At 43.2% G+C, this 22,325-nt stretch carries 20 protein-coding genes and 1 pseudogene; 14 read left to right on the plus strand and 7 right to left on the minus strand.

Annotated features, from left to right (window positions below):
• Nucleotides 1-374 precede the first annotated feature (374 nt).
• From coxB to ACROAE_RS08265, 4 genes are read left to right on the plus strand one after another with little or no spacing between them, the layout of a single operon-like run.
• Nucleotides 375-2,408, plus strand: a complete 2,034-nt coding sequence (gene coxB / locus ACROAE_RS08250; RefSeq protein WP_432400627.1) for a cytochrome c oxidase subunit II — start codon at nt 375-377, stop codon at nt 2,406-2,408.
• Between the two features lie 10 nt (nt 2,409-2,418).
• Complete coding sequence (gene ctaD / locus ACROAE_RS08255; RefSeq protein WP_432400629.1) at nt 2,419-4,014, plus strand: cytochrome c oxidase subunit I; 1,596 nt, start codon at nt 2,419-2,421, stop codon at nt 4,012-4,014.
• A gap of 1 nt (nt 4,015) precedes the next feature.
• Nucleotides 4,016-4,579 (plus strand): cytochrome c oxidase assembly protein, encoded by a 564-nt coding sequence (locus tag ACROAE_RS08260; protein WP_432400631.1) that lies wholly within the window; start codon nt 4,016-4,018, stop codon nt 4,577-4,579.
• Entirely contained in the window at nt 4,576-5,451 is an 876-nt protein-coding gene (locus tag ACROAE_RS08265; protein WP_432400633.1) for a cytochrome c oxidase subunit 3, read from the plus strand. The genes ACROAE_RS08260 and ACROAE_RS08265 overlap by 4 nt, the downstream gene beginning before the upstream one ends.
• 11 nt (nt 5,452-5,462) lie before the next feature.
• Here the strand turns inward: ACROAE_RS08265 and ACROAE_RS08270 are convergent, their stop codons facing one another.
• Nucleotides 5,463-5,681, minus strand: a complete 219-nt coding sequence (locus ACROAE_RS08270) for a DUF2909 domain-containing protein (RefSeq protein ID WP_432400635.1) — start codon at nt 5,679-5,681, stop codon at nt 5,463-5,465.
• Between ACROAE_RS08270 and ACROAE_RS08275 the strand changes: the two genes are divergently transcribed.
• Genes ACROAE_RS08275 through ACROAE_RS08295 form a run of 5 tightly spaced genes read left to right on the plus strand, consistent with a single transcriptional unit; the run spans nt 5,629 to nt 9,602 of the window.
• Nucleotides 5,629-6,462 (plus strand): SURF1 family protein, encoded by an 834-nt coding sequence (locus tag ACROAE_RS08275; protein ID WP_432400637.1) that lies wholly within the window; start codon nt 5,629-5,631, stop codon nt 6,460-6,462. The genes ACROAE_RS08270 and ACROAE_RS08275 overlap by 53 nt on opposite strands.
• A 45-nt stretch (nt 6,463-6,507) precedes the next feature.
• On the plus strand, nt 6,508-7,059 hold the full coding sequence (locus ACROAE_RS08280; protein ID WP_432400639.1) for a hypothetical protein: 552 nt from the start codon (nt 6,508-6,510) through the stop codon (nt 7,057-7,059).
• Entirely contained in the window at nt 7,059-8,039 is a 981-nt protein-coding gene (locus ACROAE_RS08285; RefSeq protein ID WP_432400641.1) for a COX15/CtaA family protein, read from the plus strand. Before ACROAE_RS08280 ends, ACROAE_RS08285 begins: the two co-directional genes overlap by 1 nt.
• A 13-nt stretch (nt 8,040-8,052) precedes the next feature.
• Nucleotides 8,053-8,964, plus strand: a complete 912-nt coding sequence (gene cyoE, locus ACROAE_RS08290; RefSeq protein ID WP_432400643.1) for a heme o synthase — start codon at nt 8,053-8,055, stop codon at nt 8,962-8,964.
• A gap of 14 nt (nt 8,965-8,978) precedes the next feature.
• Complete coding sequence (locus ACROAE_RS08295; protein ID WP_432400646.1) at nt 8,979-9,602, plus strand: SCO family protein; 624 nt, start codon at nt 8,979-8,981, stop codon at nt 9,600-9,602.
• Nucleotides 9,603-9,631: 29 nt separating this feature from the next.
• Here the strand turns inward: ACROAE_RS08295 and ACROAE_RS08300 are convergent, their stop codons facing one another.
• Nucleotides 9,632-10,690 carry a polysaccharide deacetylase family protein gene (locus ACROAE_RS08300; RefSeq protein ID WP_432400648.1) on the minus strand — a complete coding sequence of 353 codons (1,059 nt, stop codon included), beginning with the start codon at nt 10,688-10,690 and terminating at the stop codon, nt 9,632-9,634.
• A 14-nt stretch (nt 10,691-10,704) separates the two neighbouring features.
• Here ACROAE_RS08300 and ACROAE_RS08305 point away from each other — a divergent pair, with 14 nt between their 5' ends.
• From ACROAE_RS08305 to ACROAE_RS08315, 3 genes and pseudogenes are all read left to right on the plus strand, one after another.
• On the plus strand, nt 10,705-12,048 hold the full coding sequence (locus tag ACROAE_RS08305) for an MATE family efflux transporter (RefSeq protein ID WP_432400650.1): 1,344 nt from the start codon (nt 10,705-10,707) through the stop codon (nt 12,046-12,048).
• A 65-nt stretch (nt 12,049-12,113) separates the two neighbouring features.
• On the plus strand, nt 12,114-14,048 hold the full coding sequence (locus ACROAE_RS08310) for an alpha/beta hydrolase family protein (RefSeq protein WP_432400652.1): 1,935 nt from the start codon (nt 12,114-12,116) through the stop codon (nt 14,046-14,048).
• Between the two features lie 289 nt (nt 14,049-14,337).
• Nucleotides 14,338-14,666, plus strand: a pseudogene (locus ACROAE_RS08315) (FKBP-type peptidyl-prolyl cis-trans isomerase).
• Nucleotides 14,667-14,745: 79 nt separating this feature from the next.
• Here the strand turns inward: ACROAE_RS08315 and nfuA are convergent.
• Both nfuA and ACROAE_RS08325 read right to left on the minus strand, forming a co-directional pair.
• Entirely contained in the window at nt 14,746-15,324 is a 579-nt protein-coding gene (gene nfuA / locus ACROAE_RS08320) for a Fe-S biogenesis protein NfuA (RefSeq protein WP_432400654.1), read from the minus strand.
• A gap of 228 nt (nt 15,325-15,552) precedes the next feature.
• Nucleotides 15,553-16,359 carry a ComF family protein gene (locus ACROAE_RS08325; RefSeq protein ID WP_432400656.1) on the minus strand — a complete coding sequence of 269 codons (807 nt, stop codon included), beginning with the start codon at nt 16,357-16,359 and terminating at the stop codon, nt 15,553-15,555.
• A gap of 42 nt (nt 16,360-16,401) precedes the next feature.
• Between ACROAE_RS08325 and bioH the strand changes: the two genes are divergently transcribed.
• Together bioH and ACROAE_RS08335 are read left to right on the plus strand one after the other, a co-directional pair.
• Entirely contained in the window at nt 16,402-17,193 is a 792-nt protein-coding gene (bioH, locus tag ACROAE_RS08330) for a pimeloyl-ACP methyl ester esterase BioH (RefSeq protein WP_432400658.1), read from the plus strand.
• A gap of 64 nt (nt 17,194-17,257) precedes the next feature.
• Nucleotides 17,258-17,773, plus strand: coding sequence for a hypothetical protein (locus tag ACROAE_RS08335; RefSeq protein WP_432400660.1), 516 nt, complete (start codon nt 17,258-17,260; stop codon nt 17,771-17,773).
• Here the strand turns inward: ACROAE_RS08335 and ACROAE_RS08340 are convergent.
• The 3 genes from ACROAE_RS08340 to ACROAE_RS08350 all read right to left on the minus strand — a co-directional run bounded on the left by ACROAE_RS08340 (nt 17,765) and on the right by ACROAE_RS08350 (nt 22,296).
• Nucleotides 17,765-19,768, minus strand: a complete 2,004-nt coding sequence (locus ACROAE_RS08340; protein WP_432400761.1) for an LTA synthase family protein — start codon at nt 19,766-19,768, stop codon at nt 17,765-17,767. The genes ACROAE_RS08335 and ACROAE_RS08340 overlap by 9 nt on opposite strands.
• A gap of 426 nt (nt 19,769-20,194) precedes the next feature.
• Complete coding sequence (locus tag ACROAE_RS08345) at nt 20,195-21,622, minus strand: sensor histidine kinase (protein WP_432400662.1); 1,428 nt, start codon at nt 21,620-21,622, stop codon at nt 20,195-20,197.
• Complete coding sequence (locus ACROAE_RS08350) at nt 21,619-22,296, minus strand: response regulator transcription factor (protein ID WP_432400664.1); 678 nt, start codon at nt 22,294-22,296, stop codon at nt 21,619-21,621. Before ACROAE_RS08350 ends, ACROAE_RS08345 begins: the two co-directional genes overlap by 4 nt.
• Nucleotides 22,297-22,325: the final 29 nt, after the last annotated feature.

Genomic DNA, 22,325 nt, shown 5'->3' on the forward strand with positions numbered 1-22,325 from the left:
CAAGCCCTGCATCCAATTCAGGGCTTTTTTTTACCTTTTTTCAGCCAATTAGCGAACAAAGTGATCTTGATCAATGTTTAATCTACAAGTAATGTTGTTAACAAGGATGAAACATTTTTTATCTTTTATTTGACGTAATTTGGCAGATAACACCGCCATCGATGGGAATACGTCAATACAATTTGATTAGTTCAGTCGTAGGTACAAGTGTGGTGTTCAGCTAACAATAAAAGCGTAAACTGCCAGTTTACAACCACCAAGTTACTTTGAGGTCATCAAACTTTTTTGGGAACCGAAGAGTTTGCATAGAGCAGAGACTTACTGTGTGACTCTTCTTTGTAGTTGCTATTTGCAATTAGCAGAGGAGAAGTCTTGTGAAGCAATGGTGGTATTGTTTATTGGTTGTGCTGATAGCACTTCCGCTTGGGGCTGCAGAAATGCCCCTCAACATGACTCAAGGCGTGACAGATATCAGTGGTAAGGTTTACGACCTCCACATGACCATTTTATATATCTGTTGTGCTATTGGGCTAGTGGTGTTTGGGATCATGATTTACTCAATGATCTATCACCGCAAATCTAAAGGCGCTGTCGCGGCCAATTTTCACGAAAGTACTAAAGTGGAAATAGCCTGGACAGTCATTCCGTTTATCATCTTAATTGCTATGGCAATTCCTGCTACTAAAACCCTGATTGCAATGGAAGACTCCAGCGATGCGGATCTGACCATAAAAATTACGGGGTCGCAATGGAAATGGCACTACAGCTATTTCGATAAAGACATAGAATTTTACAGCACACTCTCAACTCCAAGAGAACAAATTGATGGTGATCAAACCAAAGGTGAAAACTATCTACTCGAGGTAGATAAGCCTCTGGTATTACCGATTAATCGCAAAGTGCGTTTTTTAATGACCTCAGATGATGTAATCCATTCTTGGTGGGTACCGGCATTTGCCGTTAAAAAAGATGCTAATCCCGGTTTTATTAACGAAGCCTGGACGCGTATTGATAAACCAGGGATCTACCGTGGTCAATGTGCTGAACTTTGCGGAAAAGATCATGGTTTTATGCCCATAGTGGTCAATGCGCTTTCTGAAGCAGATTTTGATAATTGGCTGATTGAGCAAAAGCAAATGGCTAAAACCGAAGCCGCAGCAGCTGCGGCCTCGATGTCGCAAACCTTATCTCTTGCCGATTTAAGCAAACAAGGTGAACAAGTGTACCTTGCTCGCTGCGCAGCCTGTCACCAACCCAATGGCGCGGGTCTTCCTGGCGTATTTCCATCGTTAATCGGTAGTCCGATTATTAAAGGCCCTGTTGAAGATCACCTTAATATTGTGATCAACGGTAAGCCCGGCACAGCGATGCAAGCCTTTGCTAAGCAGCTATCTGCTCAAGAAATTGCCGCAGTCATAACCTATGAGCGCAATACATGGGGTAATAACAGTGGCGATGCAGTGCAAGCAGCAGACGTAGGTAAATTTTCAAGTAATGGTACCGCAGCACCTAATGCAGCGGCAGCAAAAGCCAACACAGCAACAGCTATGGTTGATAATACTGCTGATACGCTAGCCGAAACAGTCAACCAAGCTGCTGAAGCCGTTGCAAAAGCCGTGGCGCCAGAAGATTTATCTGTACTCACCATGGAACAGCTTATGGCTGAAGGTGAACAAGTCTATGTCGCTACGTGTGCAGCGTGTCACCAACCTACTGGCGCAGGCATACCTGGCGCATTCCCCTCACTCATTGGCAGCCCAATAATAACTGGACCAGTAAGCGGGCATATCGAGATGGTTATGCACGGCAAACCAGGCACAGCAATGCAGGCTTTCAGTGCTCAACTTAGCCTACAGCAAATTGCCGCTGTGATTACTTATGAGCGTAATGCATGGGGAAATAACTCAGGTGATGCTGTTCAAGCTGCGGATGTGGGTAATTTTTCTAGTAACAGTGCAGCTTCACCAAAGCCCGCAGCACAAGCAATAGATACAGCTACCGCTGTCGTTGATACTGTTGCAGACGCGGTAACCGATGCGGCTAATCAAGCAGCCGAAGCCGTTGGCAAAGTCGTCACACCAGAAGCATCACCCACACTCACCATGGAACAGCTTATGGCTGAAGGTGAACAAGTCTATGCCGCTACGTGTGCAGCGTGTCACCAACCTACTGGCACAGGAATACCAGGCGCATTCCCCTCACTGATTGGCAGCCCAGTAATAACAGGGCCAGTAAGCGGGCATATCGAAATAGTGATGCATGGCAAACCCGGCACGGCAATGCAGGCATTCAGTAGTCAGCTCAGCCCACAAAAAATGGCTGCGGTGATTACGTATGAGCGCAATGCGTGGGGCAATAATTCTGGCGAGGCAGTTCAACCTGCCGATGTCGCTAGTCATGGACAGTAGGGGAAAACCAATGAGCACAACAACGCACGATACAATCGGCACTGCGCATGATGAGCATCATCACGGTGCCCCTAAAGGGCTAATGCGCTGGATACTGACCACCAATCATAAAGACATTGGATCTTTGTATTTATGGTTTAGTTTCATCATGTTTTTAACGGGTGGCGCAATGGCAATGGTCATCCGCGCAGAACTCTTCCAACCGGGTTTACAGCTAGTTGAACCAAACTTTTTTAATCAAATGACCACAGTTCATGGTCTGATTATGGTGTTTGGCGCGGTAATGCCAGCCTTTACCGGGTTAGCAAACTGGCTAATACCTATGATGATCGGCGCGCCAGATATGGCGCTGCCGCGCATGAATAACTGGAGTTTTTGGATTTTACCTTTTGCTTTCACCATGTTGCTGGGTTCGTTATTTATGGAAGGCGGCGGGCCTAATTTCGGCTGGACATTCTACGCACCGTTATCGACGACTTACAGTCCAGACTCTACTGCATTGTTTGTTTTTTCCATCCATATTATGGGGATAAGCTCAATTATGGGTGCGATTAACGTAGTGGTCACCATTGTGAATATGCGCGCGCCTGGCATGACATGGATGAAGTTACCGCTATTTGTATGGACCTGGTTAATTACCGCATTTTTATTGATTGCAGTAATGCCGGTACTTGCCGGTGCGGTAACGATGGTACTAACCGACAAGTTTTTTGGCACTAGCTTTTTTGATGCAGCAGGTGGCGGCGACCCAGTAATGTTCCAGCATATCTTCTGGTTCTTTGGTCACCCTGAAGTGTACATCATGATTTTACCGTCTTTTGGTATTATTTCGGCGATTGTCCCAACCTTCAGTCGCAAGCCATTGTTTGGATATTCCTCCATGGTGTATGCAACCGCAAGTATTGCTGTTCTGTCGTTTTTGGTTTGGGCACACCATATGTTTACCACGGGTATGCCGGTGTTTGCCGAACTGTTCTTTATGTACTGCACCATGCTCATTGCCGTACCAACTGGGGTGAAAGTGTTTAACTGGGTTGCCACTATGTGGCGAGGCTCAATGACATTTGAAACCCCCATGCTATTTGCTGTCGCCTTTATTATTCTCTTTACCATTGGTGGATTCTCAGGGCTAATGCTTGCCATTACCCCTGCGGATTTCCAATACCATGACACCTATTTTGTTGTAGCTCACTTCCATTATGTATTGGTTACAGGTGCCATCTTCTCCATTATGGCGGCGGCATATTATTGGCTGCCCAAATGGACCGGCAATATGTACAACGAAACCTTAGGGAAATGGCACTTTTGGTGTTCAGTGATCTCGGTCAACGTACTGTTTTTCCCGATGCATTTCTTAGGCCTAGCGGGTATGCCCCGCAGGATCCCAGACTATGCAATCCAGTTTGCCGACGTTAACCAAATTGTTTCCATTGGTGGATTTGCCTTTGGACTATCGCAGTTAATATTTCTGGCGGTTGTACTCAAGTGTATTAAAGGTGGCAAACCAGCAGGTGACAATCCTTGGCAAGCAGCTGATGGCTTAGAATGGTCGATCCCAAGCCCTGCTCCTTATCATTCATTTACCACTCCACCGGAGATTAAATGATATGAACCCAACACCAAAATCAAACCGTAAATTACTCACCATGCTTATATTAGGCTCTGTCGGTATGTTTGGGTTTGGTTTTGCATTGGTACCGCTATATGACGTGCTGTGCGACACCTTAGGGATTAACGGAAAACCCCAAAATAGTGCCAGCAGTTATGACGCGGTGGTTGTTGATAAAAAGCGCACAATCACCATCGAATTTGTGACTCAAGTGCAATCGGGTATGCCATGGGAATTCACCCCAAAAGTGAATCACATGAGTGTGCATCCTGGCGAACTTACTCATGCCAAATTCTTGGTTAAAAACCTCTCTACAAAAAATATTATTGGCCAAGCGATCCCTTCGGTATCGCCAGGTCAAGGCGCTGCATATTTTAATAAGACAGAATGTTTTTGCTTTAACCAACAGCCACTTGCCGCATCAACTAGCGCAGAACTATCCTTGATTTTTTACGTGGACCCAGACTTACCGGCGTCCATTAATACATTGACTCTCTCTTATACCCTTTACGATATCACTGACAAACTCGCGGTATCGGCAAAGCAAGGAGCAGCAAGATGACAACAAAGCATCAAACGTATTACGTCCCAGCTCAAAGTGGCTGGCCTATTATTGGCGCCATTGGCTTATTTTTAATCGCCTTTGGCGCGGGTAACTATATTCAGCAATTAGCCACCGAAAAGACCTCTGGCGGCTACATTTTATTAGCCGGTATCGCTGTGATTATCTTTATGATATTTGGCTGGTTTAAAACCGTCATTGACGAATCAATGGCAGGCTTATATTCACCGCAAATGGACCGGTCGTTTAGACAAGGAATGAGTTGGTTTATTTTCTCTGAAATCATGTTCTTCGGCGCTTTTTTTGGTGCCTTGTTTTACGCGCGGATGATATCGGTACCTTGGTTGGGCGGCGCATCAAATAACGCCATGACTCAAGAAGTATTATGGCCAGCATTTGAAGCCGTATGGCCTTTAATCAAAACCCCTGACGGCACCACCACAGAAGCCATGCCATGGACTGGTTTACCACTTATTAACACGATGATCTTACTGACATCATCTGTAACGCTGCATTTTGCCCATGTCAGTTTAGAAAAAGCTAAGCGCAAGCCACTCATTATTTGGTTGGGCTTAACCGTGATTTTAGGGGCGGTTTTCCTTGGATTACAGGTAGAAGAGTATAGCCACGCTTATCAAGAAATGGGCCTCACGCTCACTTCGGGGGTGTACGGTAATACCTTTTTCTTGCTCACCGGTTTTCACGGTATGCACGTCACCATTGGCACCCTATTTTTGATTATTTTATTGCTCAGAATTATCAAAGGCCATTTTACTCCAGACAAGCATTTCGCTTTTCAAGCAGGCAGTTGGTACTGGCACTTTGTCGATGTGGTGTGGTTATGTCTATTCATCTTTGTGTATGTGTTGTAAAACGCTGAGTATTAATAAGGCCGGGTGTTGGGTTGAATATAACCCAACCCTAAAGCCACCAGCAGGACCAATATAACGGCCACTGAGAATAAAACGCGTCGGCCTAAATATTGACTCATGGGTTGTTCATGCTGACCTTTAACCATAATAAACAATGCTCTACCCAAATTAAAAATTATGAATATAAGCAACGAGACTAAAACTAACTTAACAAGTAATGGGGCTGTCACAGGCAATCCTTTTAGTAGTGTGGGTGTGTCTCGAGTGTTATTGGTTTTAATTACAGTGAGCGTGTTTTGGATTTTGGTCAAGCTCGGGTTTTGGCAGTTAGCGCGAGCTGAGTATAAAGAGCAATGGCAAGCGACATTGGCCATGCGTCAGCAACAAGCACCGCTAGATTATCAGCAACTGCTAACATTAATGAACCCTAATGCACCGACAGATGCAGCTCCTGAAACAGCCTTACTGACAGGTTATCGTTTATCGATACAGGCAACACCACTCAAGCAACCCTTGTTACTGTTAGACAATCAAGTGTACCAAGGCAAGGTGGGATATTTAGCTTATCAACTATTTGAAGTGACGGTCGACACTCCCTGGATTCTAGTGGAGTTAGGATTTGTCCCCGCAGGTAATGATCGTCGAGAGCTACCTGCTTTAACACCTATTTTGGCAGGGCAATATCAATTAACAGGTCGGATTTATCAGAAACAGGCCAACCCATTGAGTGATGAGCTCCACCCTGAAATACACACAGGTAAACCAATACGCTTTCAAAATATCAACATACCGGCATTAACGTTGTTATTGAAACACGATATTGCCACTGCGGTATTGCAACCGGATAACGTTCCACAGCACTCATTGCCTCAGCCATGGGTGCCTATCCCGTTATCGGCCCAAAAACATCAAGGCTATTCCTTGCAGTGGTTCACTATGGCTGCGGTGTTTTTAGGGTTAATGGGTTGGATTATGTATAAACAATATCGACGCCAACAAAAAAGACATTAACATCACATAAATAACAATAATATCATAACGATGCGAGGAGATAGAATGAACTCCCAACCTAAAAAAAGTAATAAAACATTAATCTTATTACTGGTCGTTTTCGTGTTACCCGTCGCGGTGGCAAAACTAGTATTAAGCTTTGATTTGTATCAAGGTGGGGCCACCAACAAAGGCGCATTAATGTCACCTGACATTAATTATTCAACCCTTGCTATGCCCAACCCAAAGCCACACTCGTGGCAAATGTTGTATCTATTACCAGAAATCTGCGAGCAATCGTGCCAAGACCGGTTATACGTGCTGCATCAGGGCTATATCGCCTTAGGCAAAGACCGCGACAGAGTCATCCCGATAATTTTAATCGACAGAAATAGCGATATTAATACGCTTAAAAAGCTAGGAGTTACTTTCCAACAAGTCCCCGTGAACCAAGCCTTAGCGGCATTATTGACCCAACAACAACTGGTGATTGTTGATCCGCTCGGCAGCTTAATTATGCAATACAATAAAGTGACAGGCCGCGATGCCAATATCGCTCAGGGCAAAGCCATGATTGCTGATTTACGCAAAATGCTTAAGTTATCGAGGGTTGGCTAATGGCAATTCAAAGACTCATTAAATTCACTTTAGTCTTTACCCTCGCGGTCATTTTAATGGGTGCCTACACTCGCTTGTCGGATGCGGGCTTAGGTTGTCCAGATTGGCCAGGATGTTACGGCCATTTATCGGTACCGAGCGCAAGCCATGATCTTGCTAGCATTGAACAACGTTTTCCCGATATGACCATAGAGCCAGAAAAAGCCTGGCTTGAAATGATCCATCGTTACATTGCCGGCACACTCGGCTTAATGGTGTTAGCCATTCTCATTATGTGTTTTAAGCAAGCCAATGCGCCGAAAAAACTCCCCAGCTTTATAGCCATATTGATTATATTCCAGGCCGCACTTGGCATGTGGACCGTCACCATGAAACTCATGCCAATCGTAGTCATGGCGCACCTTATTGGCGGCTTTAGTTTATTTGCCTTACTGTTATTGCTGTATTTGCGCCTTAAACCGCTGCGGATCCCCGGCGGAGATAGCCATGCACGTAAACTAATGCCATTAGCGCTAGTGTGTTTAGGGGTACTGATTATTCAAATTGTACTAGGCGGTTGGACATCATCAAATTATGCGGCACTCGCTTGCACGACATTACCGATTTGCGAAGGCAACTGGGTTGATAACTTGCGCTTCGCCGATGCATTTTCGCCGTTTCAAGGCGAACACCCCAGTTTTGAATTTGGTGTTTTAGACTATCCGACACGGATGACTATTCATATTAGCCACCGTATTTGGGCGGTAGTCACTGCAGTTATGCTTATTTGGCTCGCAATAAAACTACGTTATTCACACTCACACATTATGCGCAATAGTGCCTTTATGTTGCTATTGCTCGTCGTTGTTCAAGTCGGCCTTGGGATAAGTAATGTGGTAATGAATTTACCACTGGGCATTGCCGTGTCCCATAACGCGGGGGCGGCATTATTGCTGCTCACTTTAGTCTTTATTAATTACGCTCTGTGGCGTAAAGCATAAACGAGGATTGACCATGACAAAACCTCTTACTCTAAGCCAACCACAACAAAAAATAACGCTCTCTTGGCGTGCCTATTTTGAAATGACTAAACCGAAAGTCGTGGCATTAATGCTGCTGACCGTATTAGTGGGCATGTGTTTAGCCCTACCTGGAGTTGTGCCTTTACAGCCATTAGTCGCCGGAATGGCTGGCATTGCGATGATGGCGGGCGCGGCAGCAGCATTTAATCATTTAATCGATCGTAAAATTGATGGTTTAATGGCGCGTACTTACAACAGGCCATTGCCTAAAGGCAAAATATCGACAACTAAAGCAGCTGTATTTGCGATATCACTGGGAGTCATTGGTTTTATCGTTCTGTATACATTAGTCAATCAGCTTACCGCTTGGTTAACGTTTGCCAGCCTTATTGGCTATGCGCTGGTGTATACCGCCTACCTTAAGCGAGCCACTTCGCAAAATATTGTTATTGGAGGATTAGCAGGGGCAATGCCTCCATTGCTCGGCTGGACAGCGGTCACCAACGAACTTCATGGTTATGCATTACTTTTAGTGATTATCATCTTCACCTGGACACCGCCACACTTTTGGGCGTTAGCGATCCATCGCCGTAAAGAATACGCTAAAGTCGACATCCCTATGCTACCCGTAACCCATGGGGTAGAATTTACCAAGACCTGCATTTTGCTGTATACCATTTTGTTGGCAATTGCGTGCTTATTACCGGTATTAGTTGGCATGTGTGGACCCATTTATTTGGTGGGTTCAACCCTCTTGAGTTGTGGGTTTATTTACAAGGCGTGGCAGCTTAAATACCATGACTACCCAGGCTTAGCCATGAAGGTATTTACCTTCTCAATCTATCATTTAATGGTGTTATTTATTGTACTGTTGGTTGACCATTACTTTTGGGTTAACCCATAGAAAGGATATCTGTATTGAAAATACTCATTGCGGCAGGTTTCATATTGCTCACCATTGTCGGGGTGTTTGCGTTTAAAGCCACTCAAGATAAGCCGCTCGATTTGTCAACTAGCTATGTGTTTGATCAGCCTAGAGCATTAGCGCCTTTTACGCTTGCTGACCAATACGGCAATCCATTTACCAATCAATCCTTGCAAGGTAAATGGAGCTTATTTTTTATTGGTTATACCGCCTGCCCTGACGTATGTCCTACTACCTTAAATAAGTTAGCGGCGGCATACCCTAAATTACAAAAAATATCCGATTCGTTTCAAGTGGTGTTTGTCTCAGCCGATCCTGAGCGAGATACCCAAATTAAGCGTCTCGATTACATTAATTTTTTTAATAAAGAGTTTAAAGCCGTCAGTGCAGAACACACTGCGTTGTTTCCATTTAGTCGCGACCTGGGTTTTGTCTACGCCATGGTAGGTGAAGACAGTGACTATCAAGTGGATCACAGTGCATCTTACGTGTTGGTATCACCTCGCGGAGAGAAAACAGCAGTATTTAAAACCAAGCCGGCACCCGGCCAACTACCACAAATTCTCAATAGCGAACTGATTAGCGACGTTGACCAGATTGTTAGCACCTGGCGTTAGCATAGGAAATTAAACTGGCTGTAATGGCGTTATTCTTGCAGCCATTTACCGTCATCTTTTGGCCTGATCCACATTTGCGAAAACCAATAATAACCCGTACGGGTTTTACTCGGCACGGTGCAATTATAACGTGAACGACCTGGCGCCATATCAGCAGGAGCCTGAATGCTAAAGGTATCTTCCTCTATCCATATCGGCTTTTTAGCACCTTGCCCTTGGATAAAACACATCAATTGATGTGGGTATAAATCCGTGGTGTCGAGAGTAATAACCAGCTTAGGCCTAAACTTGCCAGAAGCTAACACTGGTTCACTGATATTCTGCTTCAACACTGGCATCGGCAAGCTTGAAAACTTCACTGTAAGGCTTGATAAATCGGCATAAGCATTCGCCACCGGAAATCGTGGTAATGCAGTAATAGAAGAGTACTCGCCCGCCGCACCAGATTGCTGGCCAAAACCAACAAAACCGTGTTTTTCCAATATGGCTTCTAATTTCGCAGTGTATTCACCATAAGGATAAGCAAACATTTTTGCACTTTGGCCTGTTTGTTTAAGCAGCTCAGCCTCTGTAGCTAAAATATTGCTTTCTACTCGGTCATGCCATTGCTCTGCAGTTTCTTTGGGTAAACGACGAATAAGATGTTCATGTCCCCAGCTATGGTTTGCAATGGTCGCGCCTTGTTCTGCTAAGGTATTGATGTCTTGCCAGCTCATCATTCCGTCATAGCCAGCAATAATAGGTGCTGGCGATATAAACACCGTAAATGGGAATTGATGAGATGCAAGAATAGGCGCAGCATTTTTGATGATGCTTTCATAGCCGTCATCAAAGGTAATCACAATACTATTATTGGCAATTGCCGTGTTATTCTTTAGCGCATCGACGGCATCACTTAATGGCATTACTGTAAAATGATTGTCTGCTAAGTACTGCATCTGCTCTGCAAATTGTGCGGGAGTGACACTCGTGCTTTTTGGCGTGCTCTCTGAAACATGATGATATTGTAAAATTACCACCGCTTGTGCGTTAAGGTGAAACAAACTAAAACAGATAACCATCAAGCCTAACACTATTTTTTTAACCATGATTACTCATACCTATGTCAGTTAGCGCATTACTATTAAATCGCCATAAACATCGTCAATTATTGGCATTAGCAACACCGATGATACTGTCAAATATCACTATCCCACTTCTAGGGTTAGTCGATACCGCAGTGATTGGCCATTTAGGTCAAGCTTACTATCTTGGTGGGGTTGCACTTGGCAGTACCATTATCACCTTGATGATTTGGTTGCTCGGCTTTTTACGCATGTCGACAACCGGACTCGTCGCACAAGCTTATGGTGCAGACGATAAAATAACGCAACAACAATTATTGTTACAAGGTTGTATCTTAGCATTAACCTTAGGGTTTGCCTGCGTTATGTTGCAGTCTCCCCTCGTAAACTTTGCGCTAAGTCTCAGTGATGCCAGCGAACAGGTCATGCTGTACTGTCGTCAATATGTCGATATCCGGATCTGGTCACTGCCGTTCGCGTTAGTCAATTTGGTGTTATTAGGTTGGCTACTCGGACGCCAAGCCCCTAAAGCTGCCATGTGGCAGCTCATTATAGCTAATTGTATCAATATCATCCTCGATATTGTCTTTGTTATGGTCTTTAAATGGGACGTAAGAGGTGCTGCGTTAGCCTCTGTGATTGCCGATATTTGTGCATTCTCAGTGGCACTTATTATGGTTAAACGCCAGCTCGTTAATATGGGTGACTTTGATTTAAAACGCAGCTTAAGCCAACTCACACTACGCGGTTATGGGCGTTTATTGTCGCTAAATCGCGACATTTTTATCCGCAGTTTGTGCCTGCAAGCCGCGTTTAGTTTTATGACATTCTACGGGGCAGGATTAGGCGATAACATCATAGCGGCTAATGCGGTGTTGCTTAACCTGTTAATGCTGATCTCTTACGCACTTGATGGCATAGCCTATTATGCTGAAGCCGAAGTCGGCCGCGCATTTGGACAAAAAAATCCCAAACTACTGCACGAAAGTGTGGTGCTGGCTTTTTGTTGGTCAGCCGCAACAGCAGTACTATTTAGCTTGTTATTCTGGGGGGCTGGAGCATGGATAATTCAACTCTTAACCAATGTTGAGGCCGTACAAAATAGTGCTAATCAATACCTTATTTGGCTGATATTCATGCCCATTCTAGCCTTCGGCTGTTACCTATTTGACGGCGTTTACATTGGTGCAGCCCAGGGGCAAATTATGCGTAACAGTATGATTATATCAACCTTTGCAGTGTATTTCCCATGTTGGTATTTATTGCAACCATGGGGTAATAACAGCCTGTGGGCGGCTATGTCGATATTTATGCTATGCAGAAGCATAACCTTAGGTTGGCACTATTATTATAAGCTGAGATATAGACTGGCTACCGCATAATAATCATTGAACGCCACAATGCGAAAATGTAACATGCTGACAACATTTTTTTAAACGGATTTTTAATGAAAAGGATTTTATGGCTTTTAGCCATCACATATATTCAACTCTCAAATATTGCCCTAGCAACTTCCCTTCCTGTTGAAGCGTTTGCCAATCTCCCAGATGTGCGCTTTGTCACCTTATCGCCTGATGGTACAAAAGTCGCTTCGCTAATTAGGGTTAACAATAAGACTCTCGACGGGCAAATGTTGAGCATTCGCGACATTAAAACCAATAAAGATATTTTCCCAGTTCAAACTGACAATCAAAAATTTGTGATTTTGTCACTCAGCTGGGCAAGTGATGACATTATCTTAATCACCGCTAAGTACCCTGCCACCCGTCGCGGTATTCCTACAACAGAAACGCGCTTAATGAAGTATTCACTTAGCGACAATAAAACCTCCAGTGTGTTTTCTAAACGCACTTTTTCACGATTTGTAGACGTGCCACAAATACAATCTTCTATCGTCGATTATCTTGATAACGACCCTGACCATATTCTTATGCAAATAAGTGGCTTAGGCTCTAAGATGCAATATGAAAGCGTGATTAAAGTCAGCTTAAAAAGCGGTGGAATAAAAATAAAGCAACACGCACAGAAGTACATTGAAAATTGGTTAACAGACAGGCAAAACCAGGTACGCATTGGCATTTATCGCGACGATACAAGCTACCGTATTTATGAGCAACAAGAAGCCGATGGCGACCTGCGCTTATTATGGGAGTTTGAAGCCTTAGATGAAGATGCCATATGGCCTATCGGCTTTGACCATGACCCGAACATCCTTTATGTCAGTGCTTACCATCAAGGTTTAAAAGCTATCTTTAAAGTGAATTTAACCGACCCTAATCTGACTAAAGAACTGGTTTATCAAAACGAGAATTATGATGTCGAAGGCCAGCTCATTTATTCCAATTTAAAACAAAAAGTCATCGGTATTGATACCAATATTGAAGGGGAATTCTTATTTTGGGATAACGACTACATCAAGCTCAATAACGGTTTAAACGATGTATTACCAGAATCTCATAATGTCATTAATCAATTAAGCGACAATGAACGACGCTATTTGGTTTACAGCACTGGTCCCATTGAATCGGGTACTTACTTTTATGGCGACCGGGACAAAGGAGAACTTTATCCAATCGCTTATCGTTATAGCCAATTGCCGCCTGAGGTCTTGGCTAAACCTAAAAAGGTTAATTACAATGCCCGTGACGGTTTAGCTATTGAAGCCTTTTTAACCACACCAAAAGACACTGAAGCCAAAAACTTACCCACCATTATTTTTCCGCATGGTGGGCCGATTAGTTACGACTCAACTGCATTTGATTACTGGTCACAATTTTTCGCTAACCGAGGTTATGCCGTCTTACAGATGAATTTTCGAGGGTCTGCTGGATATGGCTTTCAGTTTATGAATTCAGGGCTAAAAAACTGGGGGCTTGAGATGCAAAATGACATCGAAGATGGCGCTCATTGGCTAGTGCAACAAGGCATTACCGACCCTAAACGCATGTGTATTGTCGGCGCAAGCTACGGTGGTTATGCCGCATTAATGGGCGTGGCAAAAACACCCGACTTGTACAAATGTGCTATCAGTATTGCAGGTGTGACAGATCTTGAAAGCTTAGTAAAATCATCACGTAACTACGACAACAGTAAAATCGTTAAAAAACAAATTGGTGATGATTATGATGATTTATACCAACGATCACCTATCAGTAAGGCTGCCAGTATCAAGGTGCCCGTATTGTTAATTCACGGCACTAAAGATCGAGTGGTAAAAGCAGAACATAGCGAAGCAATGTACGATGAACTTAACGAGTTAAATAAACCAGTTAAATACGTTGCGCTTGAAAATGGCGACCATTACCTGAGCAGTAATGAACACCGCTTAACCACATTTATTGAAATAGAGCGCTTCTTAGCTGCCAATCTTGGGGTAAAATAATTTCAAGTTATACCAATTCCACTAATTATCTGGTCATTCAGCGGGAATTCTGTGTCTTCTAGGCAAGTAATAGAATTGAAGGCATAGTTGCTCTACGTCAAAATGCTATTAAGCAGCATAGAAGGCACAGAAACCCGCCTTGCAGGAGGCACTCAGACCGTTCATTTCTTTGTTGCATCGTCTTAGAAGGGAATAACCATTATTACAACAATGCGCCTCAAACTGAACAGTCTGAGTGACTCTGATTGGTCACATAATTAATGGAAATGGTATTACATGAGAAAATAGAATGACTCAAGAATTGATAATAACCGATGTCGAAATAGGCAGTGGCAAAACCGCTGTAAAAGGCGCGCTAATAACGACCCGCTACATGGGCGTTTAGCTGATGGAACTCAGTTTGATGCATCTGATGCGTTTCAATGTGTCATCGGCACTGGCCGAGTCATTAAAGGCTGGGATCAGGGTATTGTAGGTATGAATGTGGGTGGCAAAAGACAGTTATCAGTACCAGCTCACCTCGCCTATGGCGAACGACAAATTGGCGATCGTATTCCGGCTCACTCGGATTTGTTTTTTGAAATCGAATTACTTGAAGTATTAACCCGAGACGATTAACCCATCTCTATATAAAAAAAACGCGACTCAAAAGGTCGCGTTTTTTATTGGCTCACACTTAAGCTCACACTTAATGCTATTAAGCGTAAGAATGCTCGCCATGCTGGTGATCTGTTACATCACGCACACCGTTTAATTCGCCAGGGAACATATCTAATAACTGTTTTTCAATACCATCCTTTAAGGTGATATCGACCTGCGAACAACCGTTACATCCACCGCCAAACTGTAATACTGCAACACCCGCGTCGGTAATTTCTACCAACATAATGTTACCGCCGTGGCTGGCAAGTTGTGGGTTAATTTCTGACTGAATAACATATTCAATACGTTCAACTAATGGCGCATCACCAGACACTTTGCGCATTTTGGCGTTAGGTGCTTTTAAGGTGAGCTGCGAACCAAGTTGATCCGTCACAAAATCAATGCTTGCGTCGTCTAAAAAAGGCACGCTTTTTTCGTCAACCATGGCACTGAAACCATTAAATGGTAATTCAGTATCGTCAGCTTCTACCGCATCTGGTGGGCAGTAAGACACGCCACACTCTGCTTGCGCTGTGCCTGGGCTTATAACGAAAACACGAATGTGAGTGCCTTCTGGCTGATCGGCCAATAATTTAACGAAATGGGCCTGAGCTGTATCGGAAATGGTGATCATGAAAACCTGCTCCCTCAGGGTATACCCGAGTAATTTAGTAAGAATTAGGCACATGATACTCTGTGTTGGATTTTCTTTGTAGTCTCGACACGCTTTGATCTTAAAAAAATGATCAAGTTCAAGGTTTTTTACATTCAAAGTTGCGCATAACCAAACATATTTACTCATAAAGCATAAATTAGTTGATTGTTTTTGTTAGAGAATAATATTGTTATTACTCAAATCGATTTAATCTAATAATCCTGGTGCTTCCGCGCGCGCTAAACACCAAGTTTGCACATAAATAAATTGTTGGCTAAATAACCTCGCAATTTCATCGACGGTGGTACCCGTTGTGACAACATCATCGATTAGGGCGACTCGTTGATACGACACATTGTCGCTCAGTTTAAATGCATGATGGCAGTTTTCACGGCGCTGCTTACCCGACAAATCGGCTTGAGGTACAGTATCAACCACTCTGGTTAAACTGGTGTCATCTAATGGGATATTGAGTATCTTGCTTAGGCGCGCCGCAATCAACCAAGCTTGATTAAAACCACGCTGACGTAAGCGATTGGGATGTAAAGGTACCGGGATTAATACTTGCGGAGCACGAATAAGTTTATGCGCAATTAATTGGTTAACGCGGATCGCAAGCTGCTGGGCAATAGCGTTCATGGGTGCACATTGTTGTTGGTATTTTATTGCCGCAATCAACGGCCCTAACCCTTGATGATAACTGCACGGCGCAATAACCAGCATAGGAGTATGCTTTAAGCATTTGCCACAATAAGCTTGTAACAGTGGTATTTCACGCCCGCAGCCTAAACACACTTCATGCTGGTATAAACTTGCGGCTAAACACACCTGGCAAATGCCTGTCAGCACCTGGTTAGGAAATAACTGCTGATAATCGAGCTGTTCAATTCGGTGCTGGCACAGCTGGCAACGGTTGGGTAAACTGCCAAGCAATGCCACATTAACGTGTTGATAGAACGATTTACTGTGTTTTAGTAAATCCGTTATATTTCGTTTAAAAACAGTCACAGACATAGGCTATTCATTCCATTAAATAGTCAAATAAGAGGGATTAACGTGAGCTTTCCTGCACTGCATATCGATACTGTTGGCACCCATGGCCCAGATTTAATCCTACTGCATGGTTGGGGGGTCAATAACGCCGTATTCAGTCCACTAAAAAACGCATTACACCAGTATAGAGTGCATTATGTTGATTTGCCGGGATTCGGGTTAAGCCCCAATATTGATGGTGATATTAATCAATGGGCACAAGCACTCGCGCAGCAACTGCCTAAGCACGCTATTTGGATTGGCTGGTCTTTAGGAGGGCTGGTCGCTAGCAAAGTCGCAATTGATTTCCCTGATTCGGTCGCGGCACTGGTGACTATTGCATCATCGCCGTGCTTCATGGCCAGAGACGAATTGCCTAACACACCTGCGTGGCCAGGGATTTCACCCGAGGTATTAGCGCAATTTTCAACACAACTGAATCGTGATTTACCGCGCACCGTTGAACGTTTTTTAGCGATTCAAGCCATGGGAAGCGATAATGCTAAAGCCGACATACACCAAATAAAACAATTGGTACTAAGCAAACCGTTACCCAGTCGTCAGGCTCTTTCACAGGGGTTAACTATGTTGGAGGGCGTGGATATACGAAAGCAGCTTAGACAGATACAACAGCCCTGGTTGCGGATGTGGGGTAAACTCGATGGCTTAGTGCCTCGGCGGGTTATTCAGCAAATGCCACAAGCAGAAAACATCAGCGACATACTGCTAAACAAGGCCTCGCATGCACCATTTATTTCACATCAAGACGATTTTTTGCACAACTTATTGCCTTGGATCATAAAATATCAGCAATAGCACTTTAGCAACGTTCATTTTTTGGCTATAATTTAGCCACGGTTTAATCGCGTAGCGACCTGTAATGATTATTAACACTCATTATCCGCAAGTCCCGCTAGCAACATCGAATGTTGCGACGGACCTTGCACGAGTGGACAATCAACAAAAACCGCCGATTATTCCACCGCAAGAACCCAGTAAAGGCCATGAAGAACGTGCATTTAATTCACAAAATGAACGTGCACCAACTTACGTTGTGGCAGAGAAAAAACAACAGCAAGACCAATCACAACGTCAACAACAAAGCTTAACCCAACAATCTGTCGACCCTAAAGCGTTATTGCAACAACCCACACGCCAACAGGCACAACAAAAGCAAACGTTACGCGTGATTGCGAGCAACACACCCGCGCTGCAACGCAAAGACATTCAAGTAAAATCGCAGTCGACACCCGTAAAAACTCAAGTCGAACCTAAGCCACGCCAAACTGACAACATGACCAGCGCCAACTCTCAGCAATTTGGTATGCGGATTGGCCAATTTTATCAGCAACAATCCGCGCCCAATCTCGAATCGCAATTACAAATATTAGCGTGACACTTCCTTGATATTTTTGTCTGTTTCGGCAGAGCTTCTTTCTGGTTTAAATAGCATTTTGTTGTACGCCAAACTTCCCCACAACGCCCAACCCAATGCGGTTTCAGCTTGTTTACTATCGAGTTCTTTAGGGATTAAATGCTCACTCGCAAAGTCATAGGTAAAGCTTTCTGCTGGTAATTCCGGCTGTAAAATAGTCACCTCATTACCTTCTAATAAACCAAAGTTTTTGTCATATTGCATCATTGCACGGCCCTTCCAATCGCTTGGAACCTGAGTTAAATCTCGGCCTAACATTGGATAGCTATCAGACACGCCCATCAGTGATAGCAAGGTTGGCGCCATATCGATTTGGCTCGTTACCCGTGAGTCACGTTTAGCGTCAATACCTTCGCCTAAAATCAGCCCAGGGATCCTAAAGCGAGACACCGGCACCAAATCTGAACCGCTAACACGGCTATCATGATCTGCCACAACTAAAAATACCGTGTCTTTCCAATATTCAGACTGTTTCGCTTTTTTGAAAAACTCGCCCACTGCATAATCGGCATATTTTACAGCGTTATGCATGGTGTATTGTGGTTGCTCATAAAGCTCAATCCGATTGTCAGGAAACTCAAATGGATCATGATTACTTGAGCTAAACACTAAACTAAAGAAAGGTTTACCTTGTTTATGCATTCGAGTGAACTCTTCATCAGCTCGAAACAATAAGTCCTCGTCTGACACTCCCCAGGACGCGATAAATGCAGGATTTTTATAATCACCCTGGTCAACAATATTGGCAAAACCGTTGCCTAAAAAGAAACTGCGCATATTATCAAAATGACTTTCACCGCCATAAATAAATTGAGTTTCATAACCATGCTGCTTTAATAAATCGGCAATGGTAAAAAAGCCTGTTTGACTCTTACCTAGCTTAACAACTGCACGTGCAGGTGTTGGCGTAAAACCGGTAGTAATCGCTTCAATGCCTCGCACCGAGCGCGTACCTGTGGCGTAAAGATTTTCAAAAAACCAACCTTCTTGCGACAACTCATCGATATTTGGTGTTAACGGTAATCCACCTAAACTGCCCACAAAACGTGCCCCTAAACTTTCTTGTAAAATAATCACTAAGTTTTTAGGTTTGCCGCTATAACTGGCTTGATTAAACGACAGAGTCGGAATGTCTGTTGAGGTAAATGCACTCATTGGCCGGCCACTTTCTCGGCGCACAATATCAATCACTTTATCGGCAGATAACTTGCCGTACACTTTTGAAGCATCTTCTTCGTTGTTCATTTGCGAAATCGCAAACATTAATGAAAACGATGAATTAAGCACTAATGAATTGACTAACGGGTCATTGGAAAACGCCACTAACGAAGGGTTTAACGGGCGATGCCCTAAAGATGAACGCGCGCCTAATAAAGTCACAACTATGACTAAAATGGCTAACACTGGGCGCCAATACCATTTTGGGTATTTAATTTGTTGCGTTAAACGACCACTTAACCACCAACCACCTGATAACGTACCGATTGTGATAAGTGAAGACAAAATAAGCTCGGCTTTACGCCCTGCCCATAACATCGACAAGACTTCTTTTGGATAGATGAGGTATTCAACATATAAACGGTTTGGCCTAAAACCATATTCGGCAATAAAAGACGGCGTAGACACTTCTAAAAATACCAGTATCCATAAACCTAACGTAAGCCACACACGTAAAATGACTAACCAGACGCGGCCAACAATATGCTCACCAGAAAACACCACGGTACCGAGTGCTGCAATGCCAAAAACCCAACAGATAGAAGCAATATCAACCCGTAAACCCTGGCTTAAAATATAGCCCCATCCTTGCGCATCAGTGACACGTTCAGCTTGCCATATCGACAACCCTATACGGCTTAAGCTCATCACGATAAGCGAAATCATGCTAAAAGCAAAAATGGCTTTAAATAAACTGGGTGAAAAGTATTGTTTCTGTGGATGATTGTTATCAGCCATATCAGAGAAGCTAGTCGTCATTTAGACTCCATTGTTATTATTTTTTATACTCATAGCCAAATTTTGCGCGCAAAAGTTAACTCTAAATAACAGCGGTTATTTAGATAATCTCATCAGCGGCGATTAAAAAGGCTTAGGCGTTAACAGTACCAACAACTTATTTTTTAACGTGAAAACGATTTCATTTTTATCGTTAAAAAGTCTATTGGATAAATTTCAATATTTTTATGTGTTTCAAATTATAAAAAGCATATTGACCTTTATTTACAATGAATACGCATTAAAAATTGGTACCAAAAGTAGCTAACCTTAAGACCTGTGTTTAGGTAATAAGTTCACTCTAAAGGCAGTCATATTAACATTTTTATTACAATTAGGTTAAGTGCTATTTTATGTTGAATGTCATGGTTTGCGTCTCGTGATTGCTTAATCAACATTAGGAATGTAGACAGTAAACTTAATCCGGTCTTCCGCCATCAATCCAAAGCTAAATATAAAACCATTAACCTTGGCGATATTTTCCACAATCGCCAAGCCTAGCCCATGGCGCTCAGTATTACTGCGCGACTGTTCAGCCTGGAATAACGGTTGAGTTAGACGCTCTAAATCATCGGCTTTTAAACTGGTCAGTAGTTGATTTTCGACACTCAGAGTCATGCCGTTATCGTCAGTCGATAACCTTACAGTTACTCTGGACTTTGGTGGACTGTAATACAGCGCGTTATCAAATAAATTAGTGAGAATAAGATGTAATGAAAACTCATCGACCAAAATACTGCTATTACGCAGATAATTTTCCACCTGCATACGCTCAGTTATGCTGCTGTACTTAAACGCTAAGGCTTCAATAACCCGATCCACTAAATCGGTAACATCAAGCTGCTGTCGATGTAGGTGCATATTTTCAGACGAGGCTTGCTGCAACAGTAATAAGTTACTCACAATGGTCTTCATCCGCAGACTAATATTGAGCACATCTTGCTTGTATGTGGCACCAATACGCTGATCATCTGGGTAGCGAATATAGATCTCACTTAAACTAATAAGTTCACTAATGGGGGTTTTCAACTCATGGGCAATATCGGCAGTGATCCGCTTTTCAGTTTGCAAATATTGTTGGCTAATTTTAACGAACTTATTCAATTCATTACGTATCGGTTCAATCTCAAGATAACGTTCAGACTCGGTTGATAACGGGATATATTTTTGGGTGACATCAACCGTTTTTAACGCGTTATTCAGTTCATTTAACGGCACTAACCCCCGAGAAATAACTTTCACTACAGCCCAGCGGATCAACACAATCACTAACAACAAACCAATGGCTAAACTGGAATCAATGATGACCAAAATTTGAGTTAAGTCTTCAGAGCTAATAGCCACGGTTAACCACATTGGCTCAACGATATACCCTGCCTCATTGCGCATGGTACTTGGCACTTGTGGCTCAAAATAGGACACCATGGCACGCCCTGAGCGCCCGTCGGGTAATTCTACATCAGCAAAAATAGCGCTATTGATTGGCATATCTTTTTTGAGTAAATCGCTACCTGAGAAATGACTCAATGACTCCGAACGTTCAAAGACAGCATCGCCTTGCCATAGCTGGAAAAAGCTGGCTTTAGTTGAGGTGCCAAACTCAGGCATAAATTCGCCCGAAAAATCAAACTCGGTACCTTCTGGTGTTACTTTTACTAACGTTTTTAAATAATTAGATTTATCAGTCAGTGCATTATCAAACTCAACATCAACCCAATTGTCGATACTGATATCAATCGCCAAAAATACCATAATTAAAATTGCTGTCACCACGTAGGTCATGGTGTTCATTAGTTTAGTGGTTAATGACTTCATGCTTGCACATCCACAAAATACCCAAACCCACGCTTATTTTTAATCGGTAACATCGCCCCAACGGCTTTAGCTTTTTTACGTACTGACGATAAATGCGCTTCAATGGTATTTTTAGATAAGTGATTAAACGACCCCACTACCGCCTCGCTGATTTGTTCAGGATTTAACACTTGCTTAGGGTTATTAAATAGGTATTCCACTATCTTAAATTCGTTTTTAGTCAGGTCGATAAAATGGCCATTGACCCGCAAAGACTTATTGCTTGTATCAAGGACAAAATCAGCAATATTAATTGTTTTTGCTTGTTGGTTTAATTCGCCACGGCGCCCCATGGTAATCAACCGCGCCTGGAGCTCATCAAACGAAAATGGTTTGGTTAAATAATCATCCGCGCCAGACAACAATCCGTTAACACGGTCTTCCGCCTGAGATTTTGCTGATAAAATAATGACCTTAGCTTGGTTACCTAGCTTACGGATACTTTTCAATAAGCTAATACCATCGACATTGGGTAACATTAAATCCAAAATAATAAAGTCATATTGATTAGTGAGCGCCATGCTCAAGCCTTCAGAACCGTCACCGGTTTCATCAACGGTATAGCCCAAATGGTCTAACCCAACCCGAATACCACGGCGAAGTGCTTCAGAGTCTTCAATTAACAACACTTTCATTGAGCATCCTTTATCATTTTTATGTTTTA

Source organism: Shewanella sp. MF05960 (genome assembly GCF_050849305.1).
GTDB lineage: Bacteria > Pseudomonadota > Gammaproteobacteria > Enterobacterales > Shewanellaceae > Shewanella.

What these genes read in the sequence shown, in the direction of transcription:
- ACROAE_RS08325 (WP_432400656.1), bottom strand. Translation starts at nt 16,359, where the DNA reads ATGTCTGTGACTGTTTTTAAACGAAATATAACGGATTTACTAAAACAC.
- ctaD (WP_432400629.1), top strand. Translation starts at nt 2,419, where the DNA reads ATGAGCACAACAACGCACGATACAATCGGCACTGCGCATGATGAGCAT.
- ACROAE_RS08345 (WP_432400662.1), bottom strand. Translation starts at nt 21,622, where the DNA reads ATGAAGTCATTAACCACTAAACTAATGAACACCATGACCTACGTGGTG.
- ACROAE_RS08265 (WP_432400633.1), top strand. Translation starts at nt 4,576, where the DNA reads ATGACAACAAAGCATCAAACGTATTACGTCCCAGCTCAAAGTGGCTGG.
- ACROAE_RS08305 (WP_432400650.1), top strand. Translation starts at nt 10,705, where the DNA reads ATGTCAGTTAGCGCATTACTATTAAATCGCCATAAACATCGTCAATTA.
- ACROAE_RS08300 (WP_432400648.1), bottom strand. Translation starts at nt 10,690, where the DNA reads ATGGTTAAAAAAATAGTGTTAGGCTTGATGGTTATCTGTTTTAGTTTG.
- ACROAE_RS08275 (WP_432400637.1), top strand. Translation starts at nt 5,629, where the DNA reads ATGAATATAAGCAACGAGACTAAAACTAACTTAACAAGTAATGGGGCT.
- ACROAE_RS08335 (WP_432400660.1), top strand. Translation starts at nt 17,258, where the DNA reads ATGATTATTAACACTCATTATCCGCAAGTCCCGCTAGCAACATCGAAT.
- ACROAE_RS08260 (WP_432400631.1), top strand. Translation starts at nt 4,016, where the DNA reads ATGAACCCAACACCAAAATCAAACCGTAAATTACTCACCATGCTTATA.
- ACROAE_RS08350 (WP_432400664.1), bottom strand. Translation starts at nt 22,296, where the DNA reads ATGAAAGTGTTGTTAATTGAAGACTCTGAAGCACTTCGCCGTGGTATT.
- ACROAE_RS08280 (WP_432400639.1), top strand. Translation starts at nt 6,508, where the DNA reads ATGAACTCCCAACCTAAAAAAAGTAATAAAACATTAATCTTATTACTG.
- ACROAE_RS08285 (WP_432400641.1), top strand. Translation starts at nt 7,059, where the DNA reads ATGGCAATTCAAAGACTCATTAAATTCACTTTAGTCTTTACCCTCGCG.
- ACROAE_RS08340 (WP_432400761.1), bottom strand. Translation starts at nt 19,768, where the DNA reads ATGGCTGATAACAATCATCCACAGAAACAATACTTTTCACCCAGTTTA.
- ACROAE_RS08310 (WP_432400652.1), top strand. Translation starts at nt 12,114, where the DNA reads ATGAAAAGGATTTTATGGCTTTTAGCCATCACATATATTCAACTCTCA.
- nfuA (WP_432400654.1), bottom strand. Translation starts at nt 15,324, where the DNA reads ATGATCACCATTTCCGATACAGCTCAGGCCCATTTCGTTAAATTATTG.
- cyoE (WP_432400643.1), top strand. Translation starts at nt 8,053, where the DNA reads ATGACAAAACCTCTTACTCTAAGCCAACCACAACAAAAAATAACGCTC.